Annotated in this window: 25 protein-coding genes; 15 read left to right on the top strand and 10 right to left on the bottom strand. The window is 60.7% G+C overall.

The annotated features are described in order from the left end of the window. Positions 1-75 precede the first annotated feature (75 nt). The 3 genes from CAF63_RS07795 (at position 76) to CAF63_RS07785 (ending at position 1,248) form a co-directional block, all read left to right on the top strand. Positions 76-375 carry a hypothetical protein gene (locus CAF63_RS07795; protein ID WP_085684153.1) on the top strand — a complete coding sequence of 100 codons (300 nt, stop codon included), beginning with the start codon at positions 76-78 and terminating at the stop codon, positions 373-375. A 157-nt stretch (positions 376-532) separates the two neighbouring features. Beyond that, entirely contained in the window at positions 533-976 is a 444-nt protein-coding gene (locus CAF63_RS07790) for a hypothetical protein (protein ID WP_085684408.1), read from the top strand. Beyond that, the gene (locus tag CAF63_RS07785) at positions 976-1,248 is read left to right on the top strand and encodes a type II toxin-antitoxin system RelE/ParE family toxin (RefSeq protein WP_085684155.1); all 273 of its coding nucleotides are present in this window, start codon (positions 976-978) and stop codon (positions 1,246-1,248) included. Before CAF63_RS07790 ends, CAF63_RS07785 begins: the two co-directional genes overlap by 1 nt. Before the next feature lie 172 nt (positions 1,249-1,420). Here the strand turns inward: CAF63_RS07785 and CAF63_RS07780 are convergent, their stop codons facing one another. Both CAF63_RS07780 and hslO read right to left on the bottom strand, forming a co-directional pair. Then, complete coding sequence (locus CAF63_RS07780) at positions 1,421-2,962, bottom strand: phosphoenolpyruvate carboxykinase (protein ID WP_007952682.1); 1,542 nt, start codon at positions 2,960-2,962, stop codon at positions 1,421-1,423. A gap of 181 nt (positions 2,963-3,143) precedes the next feature. Continuing rightward, positions 3,144-4,046, bottom strand: coding sequence for an Hsp33 family molecular chaperone HslO (gene hslO, locus CAF63_RS07775; RefSeq protein WP_085684157.1), 903 nt, complete (start codon positions 4,044-4,046; stop codon positions 3,144-3,146). Positions 4,047-4,150: 104 nt separating this feature from the next. Between hslO and CAF63_RS07770 the strand changes: the two genes are divergently transcribed. Beyond that, positions 4,151-4,951 carry a phosphatase PAP2 family protein gene (locus tag CAF63_RS07770; protein ID WP_085684159.1) on the top strand — a complete coding sequence of 267 codons (801 nt, stop codon included), beginning with the start codon at positions 4,151-4,153 and terminating at the stop codon, positions 4,949-4,951. A gap of 68 nt (positions 4,952-5,019) precedes the next feature. Here CAF63_RS07770 and CAF63_RS07765 read toward each other — a convergent pair whose 3' ends face one another. Further along, the gene (locus CAF63_RS07765) at positions 5,020-5,427 is read right to left on the bottom strand and encodes an RNA-binding S4 domain-containing protein (RefSeq protein ID WP_085684161.1); all 408 of its coding nucleotides are present in this window, start codon (positions 5,425-5,427) and stop codon (positions 5,020-5,022) included. 116 nt (positions 5,428-5,543) lie between these two features. On the opposite strand from CAF63_RS07765, the gene CAF63_RS07760 reads away from it, so the two are divergent. The 3 genes from CAF63_RS07760 to rimK are packed head-to-tail and all read left to right on the top strand — an operon-like array spanning position 5,544 to position 7,721. Further along, entirely contained in the window at positions 5,544-6,323 is a 780-nt protein-coding gene (locus tag CAF63_RS07760; RefSeq protein ID WP_085684163.1) for an EAL domain-containing protein, read from the top strand. Between the two features lie 49 nt (positions 6,324-6,372). Continuing rightward, the gene (locus tag CAF63_RS07755) at positions 6,373-6,819 is read left to right on the top strand and encodes an ATP-dependent zinc protease (protein WP_170844915.1); all 447 of its coding nucleotides are present in this window, start codon (positions 6,373-6,375) and stop codon (positions 6,817-6,819) included. Further along, positions 6,816-7,721 carry a 30S ribosomal protein S6--L-glutamate ligase gene (gene rimK / locus CAF63_RS07750; RefSeq protein ID WP_065257794.1) on the top strand — a complete coding sequence of 302 codons (906 nt, stop codon included), beginning with the start codon at positions 6,816-6,818 and terminating at the stop codon, positions 7,719-7,721. The genes CAF63_RS07755 and rimK overlap by 4 nt, the downstream gene beginning before the upstream one ends. 130 nt (positions 7,722-7,851) lie before the next feature. On the opposite strand, the gene CAF63_RS07745 is transcribed toward rimK, so the two are convergent. Together CAF63_RS07745 and ompR are read right to left on the bottom strand one after the other, a co-directional pair. Next, entirely contained in the window at positions 7,852-9,165 is a 1,314-nt protein-coding gene (locus tag CAF63_RS07745; RefSeq protein ID WP_085684165.1) for an ATP-binding protein, read from the bottom strand. A 114-nt stretch (positions 9,166-9,279) separates the two neighbouring features. Beyond that, positions 9,280-10,020, bottom strand: coding sequence for a two-component system response regulator OmpR (ompR, locus tag CAF63_RS07740; RefSeq protein WP_007952694.1), 741 nt, complete (start codon positions 10,018-10,020; stop codon positions 9,280-9,282). 360 nt (positions 10,021-10,380) lie between these two features. Between ompR and CAF63_RS07735 the strand changes: the two genes are divergently transcribed. The 7 genes from CAF63_RS07735 (at position 10,381) to tauD (ending at position 18,948) form a co-directional block, all read left to right on the top strand. Next, positions 10,381-12,705, top strand: coding sequence for a Tex family protein (locus tag CAF63_RS07735; RefSeq protein ID WP_085684167.1), 2,325 nt, complete (start codon positions 10,381-10,383; stop codon positions 12,703-12,705). Further along, entirely contained in the window at positions 12,705-13,088 is a 384-nt protein-coding gene (locus tag CAF63_RS07730; protein ID WP_085684169.1) for a PaaI family thioesterase, read from the top strand. Before CAF63_RS07735 ends, CAF63_RS07730 begins: the two co-directional genes overlap by 1 nt. Before the next feature lie 317 nt (positions 13,089-13,405). After that, positions 13,406-14,989 (top strand): glutamate--cysteine ligase, encoded by a 1,584-nt coding sequence (gshA, locus tag CAF63_RS07725; protein ID WP_085684171.1) that lies wholly within the window; start codon positions 13,406-13,408, stop codon positions 14,987-14,989. 347 nt (positions 14,990-15,336) lie between these two features. Further along, complete coding sequence (tauA, locus tag CAF63_RS07720; protein ID WP_085684173.1) at positions 15,337-16,314, top strand: taurine ABC transporter substrate-binding protein; 978 nt, start codon at positions 15,337-15,339, stop codon at positions 16,312-16,314. 16 nt (positions 16,315-16,330) lie between these two features. Beyond that, positions 16,331-17,125 (top strand): taurine ABC transporter ATP-binding subunit, encoded by a 795-nt coding sequence (gene tauB / locus CAF63_RS07715; RefSeq protein WP_085684175.1) that lies wholly within the window; start codon positions 16,331-16,333, stop codon positions 17,123-17,125. After that, positions 17,122-17,961 (top strand): taurine ABC transporter permease TauC, encoded by an 840-nt coding sequence (gene tauC, locus CAF63_RS07710; RefSeq protein WP_085684177.1) that lies wholly within the window; start codon positions 17,122-17,124, stop codon positions 17,959-17,961. Before tauB ends, tauC begins: the two co-directional genes overlap by 4 nt. 144 nt (positions 17,962-18,105) lie before the next feature. Continuing rightward, positions 18,106-18,948 carry a taurine dioxygenase gene (tauD, locus tag CAF63_RS07705; RefSeq protein ID WP_085684179.1) on the top strand — a complete coding sequence of 281 codons (843 nt, stop codon included), beginning with the start codon at positions 18,106-18,108 and terminating at the stop codon, positions 18,946-18,948. A gap of 160 nt (positions 18,949-19,108) precedes the next feature. Here the strand turns inward: tauD and mgrA are convergent, their stop codons facing one another. The 3 genes from mgrA to CAF63_RS07690 form a co-directional block, all read right to left on the bottom strand. Beyond that, complete coding sequence (gene mgrA / locus CAF63_RS07700; RefSeq protein WP_085684181.1) at positions 19,109-20,146, bottom strand: L-glyceraldehyde 3-phosphate reductase; 1,038 nt, start codon at positions 20,144-20,146, stop codon at positions 19,109-19,111. Positions 20,147-20,277: 131 nt separating this feature from the next. Beyond that, positions 20,278-21,597 carry an LLM class flavin-dependent oxidoreductase gene (locus CAF63_RS07695; protein ID WP_085684183.1) on the bottom strand — a complete coding sequence of 440 codons (1,320 nt, stop codon included), beginning with the start codon at positions 21,595-21,597 and terminating at the stop codon, positions 20,278-20,280. A 1-nt stretch (position 21,598) separates the two neighbouring features. Next, positions 21,599-23,824 carry a TonB-dependent receptor gene (locus CAF63_RS07690; RefSeq protein ID WP_085684185.1) on the bottom strand — a complete coding sequence of 742 codons (2,226 nt, stop codon included), beginning with the start codon at positions 23,822-23,824 and terminating at the stop codon, positions 21,599-21,601. Between the two features lie 206 nt (positions 23,825-24,030). On the opposite strand from CAF63_RS07690, the gene CAF63_RS07685 reads away from it, so the two are divergent. Continuing rightward, entirely contained in the window at positions 24,031-25,068 is a 1,038-nt protein-coding gene (locus CAF63_RS07685; RefSeq protein ID WP_085684187.1) for a LacI family DNA-binding transcriptional regulator, read from the top strand. Between the two features lie 21 nt (positions 25,069-25,089). Here CAF63_RS07685 and CAF63_RS07680 read toward each other — a convergent pair whose 3' ends face one another. Then, a complete protein-coding gene (locus CAF63_RS07680) occupies positions 25,090-25,554 on the bottom strand; it encodes a type II toxin-antitoxin system HicB family antitoxin (protein WP_371807394.1) in 465 nt (154 codons plus the stop codon). After that, on the bottom strand, positions 25,551-25,733 hold the full coding sequence (locus tag CAF63_RS07675; RefSeq protein WP_065261145.1) for a type II toxin-antitoxin system HicA family toxin: 183 nt from the start codon (positions 25,731-25,733) through the stop codon (positions 25,551-25,553). The genes CAF63_RS07680 and CAF63_RS07675 overlap by 4 nt, the downstream gene beginning before the upstream one ends. Between the last annotated feature and the right edge of the window lie 130 nt (positions 25,734-25,863).

Genomic DNA, 25,863 nt, shown 5'->3' with positions numbered 1-25,863 from the left:
AACCCGAACACAGTCGCCTCCAGTCGCTTGGTCACGATGTGGTGGCTTCATTCGAAGCAATTGAGGATCTAAAAAATGAAATCATGGAACGAGCTCCACTCCGATCGCTACCGCCCACTCGACTCCAACCTCACCGACACCAAGCCCCTGGTCATCGACACCGAGGCCAACCCGCAAGACATCCTCGAATGCGCCGTCCAGCGCCTGCGCGCCTCCAGCGACCTGCTGCAAACTCTCTACTGCCTCTGCTTCAAACACGCCGACGTTGAAGACATCCCGCACATCACCCACGCGCTCTACCTGCTGACCAAAGACGGCTGTGACCTATTGCAGGTCGCCCAGCAGAAAATGCTCAGTTGGAAAGCCCCGGCCTGACGAACTCCTCGACAGGCGTGTTCACAGCTAGAACTGCCTGCCCCTATCTCGAACACTGACGCTGACATCTCCGGCGCGAAACTTAAGGATCAGAATTTTGCAAACTATTATTGATTGCGTACGATGGGAGCCATTGTTCAACCAAGGGCTTGCCTTCATGACCACTGAAACCATTGATCACAGCACTCTCAAGCGGCTGTTTGAGAACGGTTCGATCAGTAGCGCACATATCGTCGCCAAACCCGGTGGCTGGTCGATTCAGATTCAGCAAGGAAGCAAAGAATACTCACTGACCGCACAACGCAGTGGCCAGGTACGTCTGTTCAAGCGGTTTGAAACACTGGTGACCTACCTGCAAGGAGTGGGCATCAATCACTTCGATGTGGACGCCTCCAGTTATGACCCTCTTCAGATAAAAACCTATGCCCGCCCAGATCGCGCCGAAGCGATGAAACAAGCTCATGAAGCAGCTGCGTATGAAGAATGGGTCAAGCAACAGGTACAAATCAGCATTGATGACCCAAGACCCAGCGTCAGCGATGAAGACGCTCGCAGGATATTTGCCGCCAAGCGGGATGCCCTGCGTCAGCGAGTACGTTGATGAGGTTGGTCTGGCGCCAAGAGGCGCTGGATGACCGAGACAACATCATGGAGCGTATCAGCCAGGAAAATCCCGTTGCAGCGATTGAACTCGATGAGGCCTTCGAACTGAAAGGAGAAAGCGCTCGCCAGCACCCAGCCCTGTACCGAAAAGGTATCGCGGAAGGTACCCGCGAAATCGTCGTCACTCCAAACTACGTCATCATCTACGCAGTCAAAGTTAATGTTGTGGAAGTGCTACGAGTGCTGCATACCAGACGGCAATGGCCATGATGGTTGGAGGGAAAATGCTTAGGAGTTCGCGGCTCCTTAAGTAGCATTATTCTGGCTGTTTAACGCGGATTCTGCGGGAATAATAGCAGTTGCTCTGACAATGAAATCCAACCCACCACCCACAAAAAAGCCGCCCTCAAGAGGCGGCTTTTTCATTCACCAGAACTAAGTCTTACAACTTAGGCCCGGCAGCCTTGATCGCGTCGCTCACTTCGAACTTCTTGAAGTTCTCGATGAACAGACCGGCCAGTGCTTTGGCAGCTTCGTCGTACGCAGCCTTGTCAGCCCAAGTGTTGCGCGGGTTGAGCAGGTTGGTTTCGACGCCCGGTACGGCCAGTGGCACGTCCAGGTTGATGGTGTCCAGGTGCTCGGTGGCTGCACCGATCAGCGCGCCGCTCTGGATCGCTGCGATCACCGCACGGGTGGTCGGGATGTTGAAGCGTTTGCCGACGCCGTAGCCGCCGCCGGTCCAGCCGGTGTTGACCAGGTAGACCTTGGAGCCGAAGCCGCGGATGCGCTTGATCAGCAGTTCAGCATATTCGCCGGCCGGACGCGGGAAGAACGGTGCGCCGAAGCAGGTGGAGAAGGTCGACTTGATGCCGCTGCCCGAACCCATTTCAGTCGAGCCCACCAGAGCGGTGTAGCCGGACAGGAAGTGATAGGCCGCTTGTTCTTCGTTGAGAATCGACACTGGCGGCAGGACGCCGGTCAGGTCGCAGGTCAGGAAGATCACAGCGTTTGGCTCGCCGCCCAGGTTCTTCTCGGAACGCTTGGCAACGTGCTCCAGCGGGTAGGCCGCGCGGCTGTTCTGAGTCAGGCTGACATCGGCGTAGTCGGCGTGCTTGGCGTCGTCGATCACGACGTTTTCCAGCACGGCGCCGTGCTTGATGGCTTTCCAGATGACCGGCTCGTTCTTCTCGGACAGGTCGATGCACTTGGCGTAGCAGCCGCCTTCGATGTTGAAGACAACGCCTTCGCCCCAGCCGTGTTCGTCGTCACCGATCAGGTAACGGCTTTCATCGGCGGACAGGGTGGTCTTGCCGGTGCCCGACAGACCGAAGAACAGGGTCACGTCGCCTTCTTCGCCGATGTTGGCAGCGCAGTGCATTGGCAGCACGTCAGCGGCCGGCAGCAGGAAGTTCTGCACGGAGAACATGGCTTTCTTCATTTCACCGGCGTAACGCATGCCGGCGATCAGCACTTTCTTCTGCGCGAAGTTGATGATCACGCAACCGTCGGAGTTGGTGCCGTCACGCTCAGGCACGCACTCGAAGTTGGCGACGTTCAGCACTTGCCACTCTTCGCGACCGGCCGGGTTGTACTGAGCCGGGTTGATGAACAGGCAACGACCGAACAGGTTCTGCCAGGCAGTCTGGGTGGTCATCTTCACGGCCAGGTAGTGATCTTCGGCCGCGCCTACATGCACATGGGAAACGAAATGCTCTTGCGCGTTGTTGAATGCTTCAACACGAGCCCACAGCGCGTCGAACTTGTCGGCCGGGAACTTGCGGTTGATCGGGCCCCAGGCAATGGCAGCCTGGGTGGAAGGCTCTTCAACGATGAAACGGTCGACTGGCGAACGGCCGGTACGGTGACCGGTGCGAACAACCAGAGCGCCGGTATCGGCAAGCTCGCCTTCACCGCGGTTCAGGGCTTCTTTTACCAGATCATCAACACTCAGATCGGTGTACACGGCGTTATTGGCTTGCGTCATGAGGTTCCCCGTCGGCCAGTGGCCGAGTGTGCTCCAAACGTTTTGTAGTAGAAAGTCGTGCACTACTACCGCGAAAAAAGTGGGCCGGATTATGCCAGAAAAGCCCAAAAAGAGTAGGGCCCTCCCGTCGTAACGGCGTTATTCCGTCGTTGAGCAGTGAATTTACCTGCGCTGAACCGTTTTAGTGCCGGGTATCTGACGGCGTCTCGACGCCCGCGCCAGCGAACAATTGAGCGATATCTGCCGCATCGAACAGGTAGCGCTGGTTGCAGAACTGGCAATCGATCTCGACTTTTCCACCTTGCTCGGCCACGAGCGCCTGCGCATCTTCCAGACCCAGGCTGACCAGTGCATTGCCCGAACGCTCGCGGGAGCAGCTGCAGTGAAAGCGCAGTTTCTGCACATCGAACAGACGAACCTGCTCTTCATGGTAGAGGCGATGCAGAACCGTTTCGTTGTCCAGGCTCAACAGTTCATCAGCGGTCAGCGTGTTGCCCAGCGCGGTGATGTGCTGCCAGCTGGCGGCGCGTTCTTCTTCGTCTTTCAGGCGATCGGCCGGCAGTTGCTGCAGCAACAGACCACGGGCACGACGGCCATCGGCACAGAGCTTGAAGCGGGTGCCGACCTGCTGGGACATGACGAAATAGTTGGTGAAGCAGTCGGACAAGGTTTCGCCGTCGAGGTCGACGATGCCCTGGTAACGCTGGCCAACGGTCGGGTCGACGGTCAAGGCCAGGACACCGTTCGGCATCAGGTCGCCGAGGGTTGCGTCGGCCGGGATCTGCTCGGCGTGGTAGCGCGCCAGGCCACGGATTTCTCGCTCGCTGGAGCATTCGATCATCAATAGCGGGATCGGGCCTTCGGAACGGGCCTGAAGAATCAGCAAGCCATCGAATTTCAGGGTGCCCACCAGCAACGAGGCGGCCGCCATCAGTTCGCCCAGCAATTGCGCAACCGGTTCCGGGTACGGGTGCTTGGCGAGCACTTCGGCGTAGCTGCGCTCCAGCGACACCAGTTCGCCGCGCGTGTCGCTGTCATCGAAGATGAAGCGTTGGGTGTAATCGGTATCGAGGAAATCGGTCATAGGTTTGGGTATCTGAATGTGATGACAAAATGGTTACAAAGAATGAAAATCCCGCGCTTCTGGCATCCTTTTTGATGCCGATGTTCAGCCACGGGAGGCATTTTATGAACAATCCGGGTTTGTTCCAATCAAGGTGGAACCTCGGCCGGCTGGTTCTGAGCAACGTTGTGCCATTGGCACTACTGGCTTTCTGGTTATGGCCTACAGGTCAGATGATGTGTGTGATTTTCGACGAGTGGCTGTTCCGCTCACTCAACGCACCGCTGGCCAGCAACCCCATATGGCTCCACATCTGGGCAATTGCAAGTCTGCGACCGTTCGACATCATCGTCGGCCTGATTCTGCTGACGCTGCTGATCAAGGGCGACTGGGTGTTCAGGGCGATTGACGTGCGCCGCGCCTTTTTCGGTTTTTTCTCGATCCTGCTGCTGATGGTGGTGATCCGCGCGCTGTTTTCCAAATTCTCCGATCACATGGGCTGGCAGCACAGCAGCCCGTCGATGGTGCTCGAAGGTGCCGTGCATATCAGCGATTACTTCCCGCATCTGGAGAAGACCTGGGAGCTGAAGGATCGCTCGAGCCAGAGTTTCCCCGGTGACCACGCCTCGGTGCTGCTGATCTGGGCGCTGTTCATGGGCGTGTTCAGCCGTACGGCTGGTCAGTTTCTGGTGATCTGGGGCCTGGCACTGCTGTTCATGTTGCCGCGTCTGGTCGCCGGTGCTCATTGGGGCCAGGACGATTACATCGGCGGCATGCTGCTGGCGGTGTGGGCACTGGGCTGGGGTTACTACACGCCGTTTGCTTATCACGCGGCGAATTTCTGGTTGAAGGTCACGGCGCCGGTTTTCCGGCTGCTGGGCAAACTGCCGGTGGTTTCGCGGATGAGTGTGGTGTCCGCGCAGTAATCATCGGTTACTGAAAAAAAACGCAGCCGCCGGCGGGTCTCGAACCCAGGCCGGCAGGCTGCGTTTTTTTATTCGCCGCTACTGTTCCCACGAAATTTAAACAGATCCCGACGCTGCTTCTTGCTCGGTTTGCCATCGGTGGTCACACCCAGGGCGCCCGCCTTGCGCATCGCCGCAGCGGCTTCACGCTTGGCAATACTCGCCTCGGTCTCGGCATACAGCGTCTGCGCCTCAGGTGCGCCGCGACGCACGATCGACAGGGCCTGAACCACAATGGTCTTCTCGTCAAAGCCCGTGCGGATCTCGAACTCATCGCCAATGCGTGGCTCTTTGCCAGGCTTGCAGCGCTCTCCCCGACAATGCACCTTGCCGCTCTCGATGGCAGCCTTGGCCAAAGCGCGAGTCTTGAAAAAACGCGCGGCCCACAACCACTTGTCGAGACGGACCTTGTCGTCCTCTTCCTGTTTTTGCGCCATATGAATTCCTCGTTCAGCCAGTAGTCGGAACTGTACTACCGATTCTGTCGGGCGCAAGAATCCGGCCCTCCAGATAAACTGTGATCTTCGCCGGTTCAACGGCATGGAGTGATCGAGTGACCAAATTTCCGTCTTCATTGACCTCGCCCAAATCCGGGTGCCTGGGCTGCCAGCAAAGCGAGCCGCTGGGCTTCGACTTTTCCTTCGCGTATCAGCCCATCGTGGATCTGCGTGACAAGTCGATGTACGCCTACGAGGCACTGGTTCGTGGTGCGGCCGGTGAAGGCGCATTAACCGTGCTGGATCAGGTTACAGAAGATAACCGCTACCGTTTCGACCAGCTCTGCCGGACTCGCGCCATCGAAGGCGCAGCCGAACTTAATATGCAGACACACTTGTCGATCAACTTCATGCCCAACGCCGTCTATCGTCCAGAGTTATGCATTCGCAGCACCCTGGAGGCTGCCAGAAAACACAATTTCCCGATCGACCGGCTGATTTTCGAAACACTGGAAAGCGAGCATGTAGATAACTATCGCCATTTGACCAATATTCTGCGTGAATACCGCGAATTCGGCTTCAAGACGGCCATCGACGATTTCGGTGCCGGCTATTCGGGGCTCAATCTGCTGGCCGATTTCCAACCGGACCTGATCAAGCTCGATATGGCGCTGATCCGCGATATCGACCGTGACCGTGTTCGTCAGGCTATCGTTCGGGGGATTGTCACAATCTGTGCGGAGTTGGACGTTACAGTCATCGCCGAAGGCATAGAGAGTGCGGGTGAACGGGATTTTCTGGCGGACTGCGGAATATTTCTGATGCAGGGATTCTGGTTCGCCAGACCCGCATTCAAAGCGTTGGCCCAGGTATCCCCTGAAGCGTGGACGCGTTAATTGTTGGTTTTTTCCATTGAAGACATTTGACCATTTGACCGTTATCGGTCTGCGCGAGTGGGTGGCGCTTCCGGATCTGGGAGTCGCTGGCCTTCGGGCAAAAATCGACACCGGCGCCAGCACCTCCAGCCTGCATGCCACCGACATCGAGCCGTTCGAACGCGACGGCGAGAAGTGGGTGCGCTTCACTGCGCACCTGGGCACTGTCGTGCAGTTGCGCCATCGACGATGCGAAGCGCCGCTGGTCGCCCGCAAGACCATCAAGAGTTCCAATGGCCAGGCCCAGGTGCGCTACGTGATCAGCACCACCCTGGCCCTGGGTGACCGGGTCTGGCCGATCGAGTTCACCCTCGCCTGCCGCAAGTCCATGCGCTATCGCCTGTTGCTCGGTTCCAAAGCCCTGATCGACGGCCAGCTGGTGGTCAATCCGGGCATCAAATATGTACAAGACAAGCCGGTGTTCCCGGTATCTACCTCCTCCACAGGTGTTGCATGAAGATCGCTGTGCTGTCGCGGAACCCGCGTCTGTATTCCACCCGCCGTCTGGTCGAAGCCGGAACCGAACGCGGGCATGAAATGGTGGTGATCGACACCTTGCGCGCCTATATGAACATTGCCAGCCACAAGCCGCAGATCCACTACCGTGGCAAACCGCTGGAGGGTTTCGATGCAGTGATTCCACGGATCGGCGCGTCGGTGACGTTTTATGGCTGCGCAGTGTTGCGCCAGTTTGAAATGATGGGGGTGTTTCCGCTCAACGAATCGGTGGCCATCGCCCGCTCGCGGGACAAATTGCGTTCGTTGCAATTGCTGTCGCGCCGGGGTATCGGTTTGCCGGTGACCGGGTTCGCCCACTCGCCGGACGACATTCCCGACCTGATCGACATGGTCAACGGCGCGCCGCTGGTGATCAAGGTGCTGGAAGGCACTCAGGGCATTGGCGTGGTGTTGTGCGAAACCGCAACGGCGGCGGAATCGGTGATCGAGGCATTCATGGGCCTGAAGCAGAACATCATGGTTCAGGAGTACATCAAGGAAGCCGGCGGCGCCGACATCCGCTGCTTCGTGGTCGGCGACAAGGTGATCGCCGCGATGAAGCGCCAGGCCAAGCCCGGCGAGTTCCGCTCCAACCTGCACCGGGGCGGCAGCGCCAGCCTGATCAAGATCACCCCGGAAGAACGCATGACCGCGCTGCGCGCCGCAAAGGTGATGGGGCTGACGGTGGCGGGTGTGGATATCCTGCGCTCCAATCACGGGCCGCTGGTGATGGAGGTCAACTCGTCTCCGGGTCTGGAAGGCATTGAAACCACCACAGGCAAGAACGTGGCAGGGATCATCATCGAGCATCTCGAGAAGAATGGCGGGCCGAACATGACCCGCACAAAAGGCAAGGGCTAGAGCTGAACCGATATGGCGGCCAGATGGCCGCCATCGCGAGCAAGCTCGCTCCCACAGTTGAAATGCATTCCCCCTGTGGGAGCGAGCTTGCTCGCGAAGAGGCCGTCAGACCCAGCAAGGATATCTGCCGTTAAACAGCATCCCGCGGCAGCATCAATCCCAGCGGCAACCGGACCCGCGCCTCAAGCCCGCCACCGGAGCGGTTGCGCAGTTCGACATTGCCGCCGTGCATCGACGCAATCCGTTTGACGATTGCCAACCCCAGCCCGGTGCCCTTCCCGCCCCGCGCCCGATCGCCCCGGGTGAACGGGTTGAAGATCGCCTCAAGCTCGGAAGGGTCGATCCCCGCCCCACGGTCCATCACGCTCAGCACCACGTACGGCGCACTGGTGTCACCGGACACATAGGCCGCGACGTCCACGCTGCCGCCGGCATGATTCAACGCATTGCCGATCAGGTTGTTCAGCAAACGCTTCATCGACACCCGACGCAGCGGAAACGGCTGGATCGGTTCCAGGCGCAGGCGCACTTTCTCTTCACTCTGGTTGTACGGCGCCGCCACTTCACGCACAAGATCGCTGAGATCCACTTCCTCCACCGACTCGTCCCGACCATCTCGAATGAATGCGAGGAACTGGTCGAGGATCGCGTCCATGTCTTCGATGTCGCGCACCATGTCGTCGGTCAGGTCGGTGCGGTCGCCCATCAACTCCAGCGACAACCGCAAACGAGTCAGCGGCGTGCGCAAGTCATGGGATACCCCCGCGAGCATCAGCTCACGCTCGCGACCGGCCTGCTCGACGTCTTCGGCCATCTGGTTGAAGGCGCGATAAACCTCAGCCATTTCGCTGGGGGTGTCGCTGATCGGCAGGCGCACGCTACGGCCCTGGCCGAGTTGCCGGGCGGCATAAACCAGACGTTTCAGCGGTTGGTTGAGCTGGCTGACGAAAATCCAGGCGGACGCCGTGGACAGCAAACCGATCGCCAGGAACCAACCGAGCACGTTCCAGATTTTCTGGCCACGCAACGGGTGTGGATACAACGGCACTTTCAACCAACCGTCACCGAGGCTCGGCGCGCGAACCCACAAGGCCGGCGGCGAGTGCATGCGCAAGCGCACTTCGGTGTCGGCACCCAGTTCCGCCTGCATCTGCCGCTGGTAGATTTCGCTGTACGGCCAGTGCTGTTCGCCTTCCGGCACACCAGCACCTACCACCCGGATCAGGGTCGCAGCATCAGCGATTTTCGCGCGGTTTTCTTCATCGGCGGCCCAGTAGGCACGTAGCGTCAGGGCGACGCCGTGGCTGTATTGACGGTCCACCAGCACGTCCTCGTTCATCAACAGATAAACCAGGGTCAGTGCCTTGGAAAACAATACGACGATGAGCACCAGCCACAGGGTGCGGGAGAAGAAACTTTGGGGGAACCAGACGGGGGTTTTCATGGATAACCGCTACACACTTGCAGGAGCGAGCAATGCTCGCATATTGCGGATTGCGAGTCTGCGCGGACGGCGTTTCCGACCGTTTCGCACAGACCCGCTCCTACAAATCACCCATCACTTGGTGGAGTTGCCATCCGGCACGAACACGTAGCCGACACCCCAGACAGTCTGGATGTAGCGCGGTTTGGACGGATCGGGTTCGATCATCCGGCGCAGACGGGAAATCTGCACGTCGATGGAACGCTCCAGGGCATCCCACTCACGACCACGGGCCAGGTTCATCAATTTGTCGCGGGTCAGCGGCTGACGGGCGTTCATCACCAGAGCCTTGAGTACCGCAAACTCACCGGTGGTGAGCATGTGCACTTCGTCGCCGCGCTTGAGTTCGCGGGTGGCCAGGGACAGCACGTAGTCGCCAAACGTGACGTTTTCCTCTTCACTGCCCGGCGCGCCCGGTACCGGCGCGGCCTGACGGCGCAGCACGGCTTTGACGCGAGCCATCAGCTCGTCCGGGTTGAACGGCTTGGCCAGGTAGTCGTCGGCGCCCAGTTCCAGGCCCTTGATACGGCTTAGCTCGTCGCCCTTGGCGGTGAGCATGATGATCGGAATCTGATTGTTCGCGCCACGCAGGCGGCGGCAAGCGGTCAGGCCGTCTTCGCCCGGCAGCATCAGGTCGAGGACGACCAGGTTGAACACTTCACGCGACAGCAGACGATCCATCTGCTCGGTATTCGGTACGGCGCGGGCACGGTAGCCCTTGCTGACGAAAAAGCGTTCCAGCAGGCTGCTCAGCCCCGGATCGTCGTCAACGATGAGAATTTTTTCGCCTTCAGCAGTTTGTGCAGTGCTGCTCATTGGATGCTCCTTTTAGCTCGGCGCGCATTATGGCGTAGCTGCCGTTATACGCACCGTGTGCATTGTTAGCAGATTTTTCCTTCACTGCCAGAAAACCGGGGCTTGTGCCTACAGACTGCGTCGCCCCCGAATGACAGAACGCTGGTTATAATGCGCGGCCTTTTGTGTCAGGCAACGTCTGAATCGTTACCGCAGGTGGCCGTCCTTTATTTTCATGGGCGCCGCAGTAATTGTTCGATTTAACGGGTCAATGGGATGCCTTTTGACCCAGGCAGCGGCCAGCATCAAGCCGCCCCACCAGACTCCGGGCCTTCATTTACGCGCCTGCGAGCCTGCTTTCACAATTTGTCAGGTGGTTTTATGGACAGCATCAACAGCCGCATCGCCGAGGAACTCGGCGTACGCCCACAACAGGTCGAAGCGGCCGTCGCGCTACTCGATGAAGGCTCTACCGTTCCCTTCATCGCCCGTTACCGGAAAGAAGTGACCGGCAGCCTCGATGACACCCAACTGCGTCATCTGGAAGAGCGTCTGCGCTACCTGCGAGAACTCGACGAACGGCGCATCAGCATTCTTTCCAGCATTCAGGAGCAGGGCAAGCTCACCCCTGAACTGGAGCGCGAAATCAAACTCGCCGACACCAAGACCCGCCTTGAAGACTTGTACCTGCCGTACAAGCAGAAGCGCCGCACCAAGGGCCAGATCGCCCTGGAAGCCGGCCTCGGCGAGCTGGCCGACGGTCTGTTCAACGACCCGTCGCTGGCCCCGGAAGCCGAAGCCGCGCGCTTCATCGACGCCGAAAAAGGCGTGGCCGACGCCAAGGCTGCACTGGAAGGCGCCAAGTACATCCTCATGGAGCGCTTCGCCGAAGACGCCAACCTGCTGGAAAAACTGCGCAACTATTTGAAGCAGGAAGCCACCCTCAGTGCCCGCGTGATCGCCGGCAAGGAAGAGGAAGGCGCCAAATTCCGCGACTACTTCGAACACGACGAACCGCTGAAAAGCATGCCGTCGCACCGCGCGCTGGCGATTTTCCGTGGCCGCAACGAAGGCATTCTCAGCTCCGCGCTGAAAGTCGGCGAAGAACTGCCGGGCACCCTGCACCCGTGCGAAGGCATGATCGGCCAGCACGTCGGCATCCAGAACCAGAACCGTCCAGCCGACAAATGGCTGGGTGAGGTGGTGCGCTGGACCTGGAAGGTCAAGCTCTACACCCACCTGGAAACCGACCTGCTCGGCGAGCTGCGTGACAGCGCCGAAACCGAAGCGATCAATGTGTTCGCCCACAACCTGCACGACCTGCTGCTGGCCGCCCCGGCCGGGCCACGCGCGACCCTGGGCCTCGACCCGGGCCTGCGTACCGGTTGCAAGGTTGCGGTGGTCGACTCCACCGGCAAGCTGCTGGATCACGCCACGGTTTACCCGCACGTACCGCACAACAAATGGGATCAGACCATCGCCATCCTGGCCGCCCTGTGCGCCAAGCACTCGGTCGACCTGATCGCCATCGGCAACGGCACCGCCAGCCGTGAGACCGACAAGCTGGCGATCGAACTGATCAAAAAATACCCAGCGATGAAAATGACCAAAGTCATGGTCTCCGAAGCCGGCGCATCGGTGTATTCGGCATCGGAACTGGCAGCCAAGGAATTCCCGGATCTGGACGTGTCGATCCGTGGCGCGGTATCGATCGCCCGTCGTCTGCAGGATCCGCTGGCCGAACTGGTGAAAATCGATCCGAAATCCATCGGTGTCGGCCAGTACCAGCACGACGTGTCGCAGCTGAAACTGGCGCGCGGCCTGGACGCCGTGGTCGAGGACTGCGTGAACGCCGTGGGCGTGGACGTGAACACCGCCTCCGTGGCACTGCTGGCGCGGATCTCCGGCCTCAACGCGACCCTGGCGCAGAACATCGTGGCCCACCGTGACGAGCACGGCGCGTTCAAGACCCGGGCGGCGCTGAAGAAAGTCGCGCGTCTGGGCGAGAAAACCTTCGAACAGGCCGCCGGCTTCCTGCGCGTGATGAACGGCGACAACCCGCTGGATTCCTCGGCCGTTCACCCGGAAGCCTATCCGCTGGTGCAACGCATCGCCGCTGAAACCGACCGCGACATCCGCTCGCTGATCGGCGACGCCGCGTTCCTCAAGCGCCTGGATCCGAAGAAGTTCACCGACGAGACTTTCGGTCTGCCCACCGTTACCGACATCCTGCAGGAACTGGAGAAACCGGGCCGCGACCCGCGTCCGGAGTTCAAGACCGCCGAGTTCCAGGAAGGCGTCGAGGACCTGAAGGACCTGCAACTGGGGATGATCCTCGAAGGTGTGGTGACCAACGTGACCGCGTTCGGTGCGTTCGTCGACATCGGCGTGCATCAGGACGGTCTGGTGCACATTTCGGCGCTGTCGGAGAAGTTCATCAAGGATCCGCGCGAAGCGGTGAAGGCCGGTGACGTGGTGAAAGTGAAGGTCATGGAAGTCGACATCCCGCGCAAACGCGTCGGCCTGTCGATGCGCATGAGCGACACCCCGGGCGAGAAGATCGACGGTGCCCGTGGCTCGCGTCCGGGCTCGGCACCACGCCAGTCGCAGGGTTCGGCGCCACGCAAGGAAAGCACCCCGGCTGCTCCGGTGAATAACGCGATGGCGTCGTTGTTTGCCAACGCCAAGCAGTTGAAGAAACGCTGATGGAGATTCCGGCCGGGCTCGTCGAGAGCGCGTTTTTCAAGCTGTTGGGCTGCCGCCTGCACAGTCTGGAAACCGGGGTGGCGCAAGTCGCTCTGGCGCTGGAACCCGAACTGCGCAATCGCGGCGGCAAGCTGCACGGTGGCGCGCTGTTCAGTCTGGTGGATATCGCCATGGGGCTGGCCTGTTCCAGCACTCACGGCTTTGACCAGCAGAGCGCGACCATCGAGTGCAAGATCAACTACATCCGCGCCGTCTCCGAGGGCGAGGTGATATGCACGGCGCGGGTGATCCACCCGGGCCGGCGCACGCTGGTGGTCGAAGCCGACGTGATGCAGGGCGACAAACTGGTCGCAAAAGCGCAAGGCACGTTCGCTGTCCTGTAGATGTTGTTCATCATTTTGAGTTAATTTCGGCGCTGTGATCGCAGCGTCGAGCTTTTCTGTGGGAGCGGGCTTGCCCGCGAAAGCGGTGTGTCAGACAAGTTGATACTGGCTGATACGCCCCATTCGCGGGCAAGCCAGCTCCCACAGGGACTGCGTAATCTTCGCGTGCATCGGCCAGATTCAGGGAGTGAAGTTGGCGTTTCAACGGGGGCTTCAGAGCCCGAATAACCAGGCGAAAACGCCAGTTTCAACTTCACCCTTGTAGACCGTCCTGCCCACCCCCATATTGGGGCGACTGACGCGTGAAGGAATCCAAATTGAGCGAACTTCTCAACCGCCGCCTGGCTCTGCTCGGCGAGCGCGCTAACCTCTCTCTGCTTGAGCAGTGCCTTCACGGTATCGAACGTGAATGCCTGCGCGTGACCGGCGAAGGCCGCCTGGCCCAAACGCCGCACCCCGAAAGCCTGGGTTCCGCGCTGACCAACGAACAGATCACGACCGACTATTCCGAGTCGCTGCTGGAGTTCATCACGCCCGCCCTGCCAGACCCTGCCGACACGTTGGCGAGCCTGGACAAGATTCATCGCTTCGCCTACAGCAAGCTCGGCAACGAGTACCTGTGGAGTCCATCGATGCCGTGCCCGTTGCCGGCCGAGGAAGACATCCCGATCGCCTACTACGGCACCTCCAACATCGGTCAGCTCAAGTACGTCTACCGCAAGGGCCTGGCCCTGCGTTACGGCAAGACCATGCAGTGCATCGCCGGGATTCACTACAACTTCTCCCTGCCGGAAAAGCTCTGGCCGTTGCTCAAGGAAGCCGAAGGCTTCGTCGGCACCGACCGGGATTTCCAGTCGTCGTCCTATATCGCGCTGATCCGCAATTTCCGACGCTACAGCTGGCTGCTGATGTACCTGTTCGGTGCTTCGCCGGCACTGGACGCGGGTTTCCTGCGCGGTCGCCCGCACCAGCTGGAACAGCTGGATCCGGACACCCTGTACCTGCCCTACGCCACCAGCCTGCGCATGAGCGACCTCGGTTACCAGAGCAACGCCCAGGCCGGCCTGACCCCTTGCTACAACGACCTGGCGAGCTACACCGACAGCCTGCGCAAAGCGGTGGCCACGCCGTACGCGCCGTACGTCGAAGTCGGCACGCACCAGGACGGCGAGTGGGTGCAACTGAACACCAACATCCTGCAGATCGAAAACGAGTACTACTCCAACATCCGCCCGAAACGCGTGACTTACACCGGCGAGCGGCCGATCCAGGCCTTGATGGCCCGTGGCATTCAGTACGTCGAAGTGCGCTGCCTGGACATCAACCCGTTCCTGCCGATGGGCATCGACCTCACCGAGTCGCGCTTCCTCGACGCCTTCCTGCTGTACTGCGCGCTGAACGAAAGCCCGCTGCTGACCAACAACTCCTGCGGCAACGCCACCTCCAACTTCCTCAGCGTGGTCAAGGAAGGTCGCCGTCCGGGCCTGCAATTGCAGCGCGACGGGCAACCGGTGGAGCTGAAGGAATGGGCCGCCGAACTGCTGGAAAAAATCGCTCCGCTGGCGGCGCTGCTGGATCAAAGCCACGGCGGCGATGCCCACAGCAAGGCGCTCGATGCGCAGCTGGCCAAGGTCAAGGATTCGTCCCTGACGCCTTCGGCTCAGGTGCTGGCGGCGATGGCCACGCACAAGGAAAGCTTCGCGCAATTCTCCCTGCGCCAGAGCCAGGCTCACGCCGAGTTCTTCCGCAGCGAGCCGTTGGCGGCTGAGGAACAAGCTAAGTTTGAAGAGCTGGCACGGTCGTCGCTGGCGCAACAGGCTGAGCTGGAGCAGAACGAGGTGGGCGATTTCGACGTGTTTGTCGGGTCGTATCAGGCGAGTATTCTGGCGATCAGCAACTGACATCAGAAGGTTCTTTGATCGTTCCCACGCTCTGCGTGGTAACGCCTCAATGGACGCTCCGCGTCCAAGTGACGCGGAGCGTCACGAACTGCATTCCCACGCAGAGCGTGGGAACGATCAAAAAAAGCCTCAAGGGACGCTCTGCGTCCCAGTGACGCAGAGCGTCACGAGCTGAATTCCCACGCAGAGCGTGGGAACTATCAACCGTCTGCACGGGAACTATCACGTTCTTTCCCTTAGATTTTTCCGCTCATAAGCTCATTCTAAAAAGTTATTTATTTTTAGATTCTTAGATCATTTAGTCTCCTTTCACGCCGACGCTCGGTCGCCTGATATGGAGCTCTTCAATGAAACTGAATTTCCCGCTTCGCCTGCTGGCCGTGGCCTCTCTGGCTGCCGCGAGTTTCCTGGCTCAGGCCGCCGACCTCACCGTCGCCTACCAGACCACCGTTGACCCGGCGAAAGTCGCCCAGGCCGACGGCGCCTATGAAAAAGCCACCAAGGCCGACATCAACTGGCGCAAATTCGATAACGGTGCCGACATCATCGCCGCCATCGCCTCCGGCGACGTGCAGATCGGTTACCTCGGTTCCAGCCCGTTGACCGCTGCGATCACCCGCAAAGTCCCGGTGGAAACCTTCCTCATCGCCACCCAGATCGGCGCCGCCGAAGCACTGGTCGCCCGTGACGGCTCCGGCATCAAGACGCCGCAGGATCTGGTCGGCAAGAAAATCGCCGTGCCGTTCGTGTCCACCGGTCACTACAGCCTGCTCGCCGCGCTGAAGCACTGGAACATTGATCCATCAAAAGTCACCGTCCTCAACCTTGCTCCGCCAGCGATCATTGCCGCGTGGAAACGCGGTGACATCGACGCCACCTACGTTTGGGATCCGGCGCTGGGTGTGGCCAAGGAAAACGGCAAAGTGCTGATCACGTCTGGTGAACTCGCCAAGTTCGGCGCGCCGACCTTCGACGCCTGGATCGTGCGCAAGGACTTCGCCGAGAAGCACCCGGACATCGTCACCGCGTTCGCCAAGGTCACCCTCGACGCCTACGCCGACTACCGCAAGGATCCGAAAGCCTGGCTGGCCAATCAAAGCAACGTCGACAAGCTGGTGAAACTCTCGGGCGCCAAGGCCAGCGACATCCCATTGCTGCTGCAGGGCAACGTCTACCCGCTGGCGGCAGATCAGGTCAGTGACCTCGGCGCGCCGACCACCAAAGCCATCACCGACACCGCTGCGTTCCTCAAGGAGCAAGGCAAGGTCGAAGCGGTACTGCCGGACTACGCGCCGTACGTCACCCCCAAGTACATCACCAACTGATCGGGAGTTAATTGCGATGGCCTTGCTACAGCTGGAGCGCATCAGCGCACAGTATCCCGGCAGCCCGGAACCGGTACTGTCCGACATTTCCCTGACCCTCGGCCCTCAGCAATTGCTGGTAGCCCTCGGCCCGTCCGGCAGTGGCAAGACTTCGCTGTTGAACCTGATTGCCGGTTTCGTAGAACCCAGCGCCGGCCGTATTACCCTCGACAACATGCCGGTCAAAGGCCCGAGTGCCGAGCGCGGCGTGGTGTTCCAGGATGACGCTCTGCTGCCCTGGCAGGATGTGCTGGCCAACGTTGCCTTCGGTCTGGAACTGGCCGGTGTGGCCAAGGACAAACGCGAACAGCGCGCCCGGGAAATGCTCGCGCTGGTCGATCTTTCCGGTTTTGAACATCGTCGTATCTGGCAGCTTTCCGGCGGCCAGAAGCAGCGTGTTGGCCTGGCTCGCGCCCTCGCAGCCGACCCGCGTGTGTTGCTGATGGACGAGCCCTTCGGTGCCCTCGACGCCTTCACCCGCGAGCAGATGCAAGAGCTGTTGCTGCAAGTCTGGCAACGCACCGCCAAACCGGTGTTCCTGATTACCCATGACATTGAAGAAGCGGTGTTCCTCGCCACTGACCTGATTCTGCTGGCGCCGAATCCGGGGCAGATCGTCGAGCGTCTGCATCTCGACTTCGGCCAGCGCTACGCCGCCGGCGAATCGGCGCGGGCGATCAAGTCCGATCCGCGCTTCATCGAAACCCGCGAACACGTACTCGCCAAAGTGTTCTCGCAACGCAGCGCCGTTCAGCGGCAGGAGCGCGCATGAGCAGTTACGACGTTTCCGCCACCGCCGTGAAACCCACCGCCACGTCGGTGGTGGTTCCCGTACGCCGCAGCCTCAGCACCCGCTGGATCAGCCTGCTGACCCTGTTCGCGTTGCTGGTGATCTGGTGGGCCGTGACCGCCACCGGTCTGATCGAACCGCTGTTCCTGCCGCCACCGTCCGCCGTGCTGCAAAAAGGCTGGCTGCTGGCGACCACGGGCTACATGGATTCGACGTTGTGGCAGCACTTGGGCGCAAGTCTGAGCCGCATCGGTCTGGGCCTCGGTTTTGCAATTCTGACCGCGGTGCCGGTGGGCATTGCCATCGGCGCCAACCGCATCGCCCGTGGCGTGCTGGACCCGCTGATCGAGTTCTACCGGCCGATTCCGCCACTCGCTTATCTGCCGTTGATCGTGATCTGGTGTGGCATCGGCGAGTTGTCGAAAGTGCTGCTGATCTATCTGGCGATTTTCGCTCCGATCGCGATCGCGACAGCCACCGGCGTGCGCACCGTCGACCCGGCCAAACTGCGCGCGGCGCAGTCGCTCGGCGCCACTCGCGCACAACTGATCCGCCATGTGATTTTGCCGAGTGCCCTGCCGGACATTCTGACCGGGGTGCGCATTGGCCTGGGTGTCGGCTGGTCGACTCTGGTCGCCGCCGAACTGATCGCGGCCACCAGCGGCCTGGGCTTCATGGTGCAGTCGGCTGCGCAGTTCCTTGTCACCGATGTCGTGGTGCTGGGGATTCTGGTCATCGCCCTGATCGCCTTCGCCATGGAGATGGGCCTGCGCGCCCTGCAACGCAAACTGGTGCCTTGGCACGGCCAGGCCCACTGAAAAACTTCAGGTGAAAAACCTGTGGGAGCGAGCTTGCTCGCGAAAGCGTCGGATCAGTCACTGCACTGTCGCCTGACACTCAGCATTCGCGAGCAAGCTCGCTCCCACCAAAAGCATGCCCCCAAGAATTTGAAGAGAACCACCATGAGCAGCCTGAACATCACCCCTTTAAGCTCGGCCCTCGGCGCACAGATCGGCGGCGTTGACATCAGCCAGCCGCTGAACCTGGAACAGCGCGATGCCATCGAGCAGGCACTGCTCAAATACCAGGTGCTATTCTTCCGCAATCAACCGATCGAGCCATCGCAGCAGGCGCGTTTCGCCGCCTACTTCGGCGACCTGCACATTCATCCGATCTACCCGAACGTGCCGGAACAGCCGGAAGTGCTGATCCTCGACACCGCCGTCACCGACGTACGCGACAACGCGATCTGGCACACTGACGTGACCTTCCTGCCGACCCCGGCCATGGGCGCGGTACTCAGCGCCAAGCTATTGCCGGAATTTGGTGGCGACACGTTGTGGGCCAGCGGGATTGCTGCGTACGAAGCGCTGTCGGCGCCAATGAAAGCACTGCTCGAAGGGCTGACCGCGACTCACGACTTCACCCGCTCGTTTCCGCTGGAGCGCTATGGCAACACGCCGGAAGCACTGGCGCAGTGGGAAGCGGCGCGGCGCAAGAATCCACCGCTGTCGCACCCGGTGATTCGCACGCACCCGGTGAGCGGACGGCGCTCGTTGTTCGTCAGCGAAGGGTTCACGTCGAAGATCAATGAGCTGTCGGAGACCGAGAGCGAAGCGATTTTGAAGTTTCTGTTCGCGCATGCGACGCGGCCGGAATTCACCATTCGCTGGCGCTGGCAGAAGGATGACATCGCGTTCTGGGACAACCGCGTGACGCAGCATTACGCGGTGGATGACTACCGGCCGGCGCGGCGGGTGATGCAGCGGGCTACGGTGTTGGGGGATGTGCCGTTCTTTAAATAGGCCCCGATTTCCTTGGTGCTTGAGCCGGCCTCTTCGCGGGCAAGCCCGCTCCCACAAATACCGCTGTGTTCGCAGATTTTGTGTACGACTCGGCCCCTGTGGGAGCGGGCTTGCCCGCGATAGCGTCAGAGCAGGCGCCGAATAACTCGGCGCCAGGCACTTATTCCGCCGTAGAAGGCTTCTCCCAAAGATTGATCCCGCCCTCCTGGGCAAACCGGTCAATCTCCGCCAGTTCCTCCGCACTGAAACTCAGGTTTTTCAACGCCCCGACGTTCTCGACAATCTGCTCCGGCCGGCTCGCACCGATCAGTGCCGAAGTCACCCGAGGATCGCGCAGCGTCCACGCCAATGCCAGTTGCGCCAGGCTCTGCCCACGACGCTTGGCGATTTCATTCAACGCCCGCACATGAGCAATGTTCGCCTCGGACAAGTGCGAAGCCTGCAACGAACCACCGCCTGGACGATTGACCCGCGCATCCGCCGGCACGCCGTTGAGGTATTTGTCGGTCAGCAGACCCTGCGCCAGCGGGGTGAATGCAATCACACCGGTGCCGAGTTCGTCGGTGGTGTCGAGCAGGTCCTTTTCCACCCAGCGGTTGAGCAGGTTGTACGCCGGTTGGTGAATCAGCAGCGGGACTTTCCACTCTTTGAGCAGCGCGGCGATTTCGCGGGTTTTTACGCCGGAGTACGACGAGATGCCGATGTACAACGCCTTGCCCTGCTGCACCGCCGTGGCGAGGGCGCTGGCGGTTTCTTCCAGCGGGGTGTCCGGGTCGAAGCGGTGCGAATAGAAGATATCCACATAGTCCAGGCCGAGGCGTTGCAGGCTCTGGTCGAGGCTGGCCAGCACATATTTGCGCGAGCCGCCGCCCTGGCCGTAAGGGCCGGGCCACATGTCCCAACCGGCCTTGCTGGAGATGATCAGCTCATCGCGATACTGCTTGAAGTCTTCGCGCAGCAGGCGACCGAAATTGGTCTCGGCGCTGCCGTAGGGCGGGCCGTAGTTGTTGGCCAGGTCGAAGTGGTTGATCCCCAGGTCGAACGCCGTGCGCAGCAACGCGCGCTGGGTGTCGATCGGCGTGCTGTCGCCGAAGTTGTGCCACAGGCCCAGGGACAGCGCCGGCAGCACCAGACCGCTGCGTCCGACGCGGCGGTAAGGGATGGAGTCATAGCGGTTTTCGGCAGCGGTGTAAGTCATCGAATCCTCTCTTGTCGGTCTTGTCTGAAAACTCTGAAGGTCGCTCCGACCTTATCGCCAGCAGGCTGGCTCCCACATGGAAACGCGTTCTCCTGTGGGTGCCAGCCTGCTGGCGATTGACCGCAAAGCGGTCAGGCAAATCTGTTGCCGGGCCGGGCGAGGCCAAGGTTCTGGCGCAAGGTCCGGCCCTCGTATCCGGTTCTGAACAGCCCGCGCCGTTGCAGTTCCGGGACCACGCCATTGGCGAAGTCTTCGAGCCCTCCGGGCAGGTGTGGCACCAGCACGTTGAAGCCATCCGCCGCGCCCTGCTCGAACCATTCCTGCAAACGGTCGGCAATCTGCGACGGTGTGCCGACGACGCTGTAATGCCCGCGACCACCGGCGATTCTGCGACCCAGTTCGGCCAGGGTCAGATGCTCCCGGCCGGCCAGTTCGGTCAGCAGCGTCTGTCGGCTCTGCTGGCCGCTGTCGGTCAACGGCAACTCCGGCAACGGCCCGTCCAGCGGATACTTCGACAGATCGAAGTTGCCCAGCATACGCCCAAGCAGGGCGACGCCAACCTCGGGTTCGACCAATTGCTGAAACGTTTCACATTTTTCCTGCGCTTCGGCTTCCGTCTGCCCCACCACGACAAACACGCCGGGCATGATTTTCAGCGAATCGGCGCTGCGCCCGTACTTCGGCAAGCGCCCCTTGAGGTCGGCGTAAAACGCCTGGGCGCTGGCCAGTGAGGTCTGCGCGGTGAACACCACTTCGGCCGTCTGCGCCGCCAGTTCACGTCCGGTTTCCGACGAGCCGGCCTGCACGATCACCGGCTGACCCTGTGGCGAACGCGCGACGTTCAGCGGGCCCTTGACCCGGAAGTGCTCGCCGACGTGATCCAGCACATGCAGTTTTTCCGGGTCGTAATACGCGCCGCTGGCTTTGTCGCGAATGAAGGCGTCGTCCTGCCAACTGTCCCAGAGCCCGGTGACCACCTGATGAAATTCCCGGGCGCGGCTGTAGCGTTCGGCATGGCCGATGTGTTCGTCGCGGCCGAAATTCTGCGCTTCGGCGGCGTTGTCCGAGGTCACCAGATTCCATCCCGCTCGCCCGCCGGACAGGTGATCGAGGGACGCGAATTTACGCGCCACATGGTATGGCTCGTTGTAGCTGGTGGTGGCGGTGGCGATCAGGCCTATGTGTTCGGTCACTGCGCTCAAAGCCGAGAGCAATGTCAGCGGTTCGAAGTGATCCGAACGGGCCATGCGGCTGGCGATGTCCTGGGTCGGGGCGGCGACGCTGTCGGCGACGAACAAGGTGTCGAACTTCGCCGCCTCGGCAATCTGCGCCAGGCGTTTGTAATGGGCGAAATCCAGCCCGGCGTTGGCCGGTACATCCGGATGGCGCCACGCGGCGACGTGATGCCCGGTGGCCATGAGGAACGCGCCGAGTTTCAGCTGTCTGCTCATCTCAGAAGTCCTTGCGCAGTTGCACGCCGAAGTAGCGCTCGTCGTCGCGGGGCACAGCGCGGTAGATGTAGTTGCCACCGCTGGCGAGCAATGGCGAATACGACTTGTCGGTGAGGTTCTTGCCGAGCAATGCCACGCGCCAGCCGTTGGTGTAATCGGCCAGGGCCACGCTGGCGTTCCAGAGGCCGTAGGCGCCCTGTTTGGTGTCGGCGTTCTGGCTGATGTCGTACTGCACTTCGCTCTGCCAGCTGTAGTCGGTGCCGAGTTCGATATCCAGGCCGTTATCCAGCGGGATGGTGTAGTCGGCCCGCACGTAGCTTTTCCAGTCCGGGCTGAACGGCAGCGGTTTGCCGTTGACGTTGCACGACGCCGCCGCGCCCGCCGGGCAGGCGAACTCATCAATGCGGGCGCGGGTGTAAGCCAGCGCGCCGGAGAACTTCAGTTGCTGGGTCGCCTGCAGGGCGAAATCAAGTTCCACACCCTCGGTGCTGACGCTGCCGGCGTTGATCAGGCGCGTTACGACTTGCCCGGCAACGGTGTCGAAAAAATTCGCCTGATAGTTGTCGTAGTCGCTGTGGAAAACCGCAAGGTTGGTGGTCAGGCGATTGTTCCACGAGGAAGCTTTGATCCCCGCCTCCCAGGTGTTGGAGGTTTCCGGTTTCAGCGCTTCGGTATCGCGCGGCTGCATGTTGAAGAACACGTTGTAGGCCGGGCCTTTGTAGCCACGCGAGTAGGTCAGGTAAGTGGTGACGGTATCGCTCAGGTCGTACTGCAAACCGAGGCGGCCGGACCAGCCATCCTCGTCCACCGAACCGGAGCTGCGGGTGGCTGGCTGAATGCCGCTGACGGTGGTGGCGGAGGTGGAAACGCGACGATGATCGTATTCAAGATCGTCGTGGGTGTAGCGCAGGCCGGCAATGCCACGGAAGTCAGAAGTGAAATTCAGCGTGCTCTCGCCGAACACCGCATAGCTGTCGCTGGTGGTGCTGTAATCGGCGACACCGCGATCAGTCCGTGTGGTGGTGGTCAGCGTGCGCTGATAGGTCTCGTCATCCTTGCCGTGCATGTAGAACAGGCCGCCGACGTATTCGAGAAACTCGCCTTTTGGCGAAGCCAGGCGCAGCTCCTGCGAGTACTGGTCAAAGGCCAGATCGCCCTTGTCCGCCGTGCCGGGGAACGCGGCCGTCACCGTGCCGAGGCGGTCGCCATCCTGATACTGGGTGTTGTCCCAGCCGCGCCACGCGGTGATCGAGGTCAGGGTGTAATTGCCCAGTTGCCAGTCGAGTTGGCCGGACAGGCCCTTGTTGGTGTCCTCGACGTGGGTGCGGGTGTCGGTGTTGATGTCGCGGTTGTGGCTAGTGGTGCTGACCGGGCTCAGCGCGTTGGCGAAGGCCGGGGTCAACGACTTGGTGACGACGCCGTTGGGGCCGTCATCGTGGGACTGCATGTAGTCGGCGATCAGGGTGAAAGTGACGTCGTCGTTCGGGGTGAATTCCAGTTTGCCGCGCACGCCGCGATGGTTGTAACCGTTGACCTCCTGACCGTTGTGCTTGTTGTCGACGTTGCCGTCGTACGTGCCGAAAAGGGTGCTGATCGACCCCTTGAGTGTGTCCGGAATGAGACTACCGCCGATACCGAAACGGGTGCGGCTTTCGTTGCCGCTGTAATACGACTGATCGATGTAGCCGTGGGTCTCGGCAGTCGGCGCCTTGCTGGTGATGTTCAGCACGCCGGCCGAGGCGTTCTTGCCGAAGAGCGTGCCTTGCGGGCCGCGCAAGACTTCGACGCGTTCCAGGTCCAGCAGATCCAGAGTGGACTGGCCGGGACGCGCATAAACCACACCGTCGATCACTGTAGCCACGGTCGGCTCGACGCCCGGCGAGGTGGAAATCGTCCCCACGCCACGCACGAACAATGAGGTGTCCTTGTTCGATGCGCCGGTGCGGAAATTCAGCGACGGCACCTGCTGGACGATGCTCGCCACGCTGTTGCGGTTGTCGCGCTCCAGTTGCTCGCCGTCGATCACCGACACCGCCACCGGCACCTTTTGCAGCGACTCTTCGCGGCGGGTGGCGGTGACCGTGACGGACTTGAGTGTCGGCTCCTGATCGGTGCTGTCGGCGGCGAACGCGGCGGGCAGTGGCAGCGCAGCCAGCCCGGTCAGTAGCCAGCCCGCAGCGCGGATCGATTGCGCCAGTTTGTGTGTCGCCCCAGGAATGTTGTGCATGTTTGCCCGCTCGAAAAGTTGCCCTGAACCGCTGCCGTTCCGCGACGACAGCGCCTGTCTCGATGTCTTGGGCATTCGCTCGAGCGAGTAGCAGACAAGGCGCTTTGTTAGCGCTAACATCACCAGTATTGGCAAGCCGGACATAGACCGTCCAATACTGAAAAATTACTTTTATATGCGTTTTGGTTTTTAAGAAGGATCGAGCCTTGAGCGAAGAAAAGCCCCGCAAACGCCGTGGCGCCGGTCGCGTGACCCTCAACGCGGTGGCGCGCCAGGCCGGTGTTTCGGCGATCACCGTGTCGCGCTACTTCAACCAGCCGGAACAGGTCTCGCCCGAACGCCGCGAACGGATCGCGGCGGTGGTCGCCGAACTGGGTTACGTGCCGAATCTGGTGGCCGGCGGGCTCGCCTCGGCGCGGGGGAAAATCGTCGGCATGGTGATCCCGAACATCTCCGGGCCGATCTTCGCCAACACCATTCAGGGCTTCAGCGACACCCTCAGCCATCACGGTTATCAGCTTCTTCTGGCATCGAGTTACTTCAGCACCGAGCAGGAAGAAAACGCAGTGCGGGCATTCCTCGGCTGGTCGCCGGCAGCGCTGGTGGTCACCAGTCACTTCCACAGCGTGGGCACGGAAAAGATGCTCGCCGAAGCGGATATCCCCGTGATCGAAACCTGGGATTACCAACCAGATCGAGAGCCGATGCAGATCGGTTTTTCGCACTTTGAAGTGGGGGTCAGCGCCGCTCGCTATCTGCACGGCAAAGGCTATCGACGCATCGCCTTCGTACAGAACAGCGCACCCGGCGACTTCAGCGCACTGGAACGCCGCGACGGCTATGCCGCGACCGTCCGCGAGTTGGGTCTGGAACCGTGGATATTCGCACCGGACGCCAATCGCGCCCCGTTCGAGGCCGGTAAGCAAGCGATGGAAGCGCTGATGAACGCCTCGCCGCGCCCTGACGCTATTATCTTCGCCAACGACAACCTCGCCGCCGGCGGCCTGCTCGCCGGGCAACGCGCCGGCCTCAAGATCCCCGAGGACTGCGCCGTCCTCGGCTTCGGCAACTACCCGTTCGCCGAGATGCTGCTGCCGAGCCTGAGCACCATCAAACCGCCGGCGCTGGAGATCGGCGTACTGGCGGCGACGCGAGTGCTGGAAAGCCTTGGCGTGTTGCCGAGCGATGAGGTGCAGCGGTTGAATCTGCTGCAGTGCACGATTATTGAGCGGGAAAGTACCTGACCCAAATCCTGTAAATCAGCCTTAAGCCGACAATTCGCGCAAGGCAGCAGCGGCCAAAAATCCGGAGCGGGAACTGTACCGCTGATCACGCCGAACCGTCTGATCGATACGCTCCAGCAACTGTTCCGGCAGCGTAGCGTTGAAGCGCACCGACTTACCGAAATAGGGTGTGATATCAAACTCGACCACACCCCAGATACCGCCGGCGTAATCCGGATTCTCGAGATGGGCATCAATGTCCTGAACCCGAGGCAACGGTGCGCCATCAGCGACCAGTCCCTCATAGTGCAAGGCCAGTGCCTCCTGAGTGTTGTCAAATGCTTCGGCTACCGTAGTGCCTGCGGAGAAGCACCCGGGTACATCCGGGATAATCACTCCGTAGTCTGAGTCGGCATCCTTGTGCAGAACGACCGGGAATTTCATGTAAGTGAGTCCTTCCTCTGACATGTCCATAAACGGACTTTCATTTCCAATCACGGGCTTCATTTCAAACCCGCCTGTTTCAAGATGCTGTTGATCGTACCCTTGGGAAGATCTGAATCCGGATGCTTGATCGTCACCCTCCCTGGCTTGCCCGGATGTTTGTATTGGTGGTGACTGCCTTTGACGGCGACCAGATACCATCCATCCTCCTCGATCATCCTGATCATTTCCCGACTACGCATTTCCTTCGTCCTGTTCGACAGCAAGAGCCGCGTACTTTAGGAGCTGGATGCTGCGCCAAATACACACGATACACACTCGGACAAATATTAGCCTACCAGGCAGACACGTGTTTAATGGCCAGATCGGCGG

The sequence above is a fragment of the Pseudomonas sp. B20(2017) genome (assembly GCF_002113125.1).
GTDB lineage: Bacteria > Pseudomonadota > Gammaproteobacteria > Pseudomonadales > Pseudomonadaceae > Aquipseudomonas.
The sequence above is the reverse complement of the archived record's forward strand: the minus strand, read 5'-3'. Positions and strand labels throughout refer to the sequence as shown.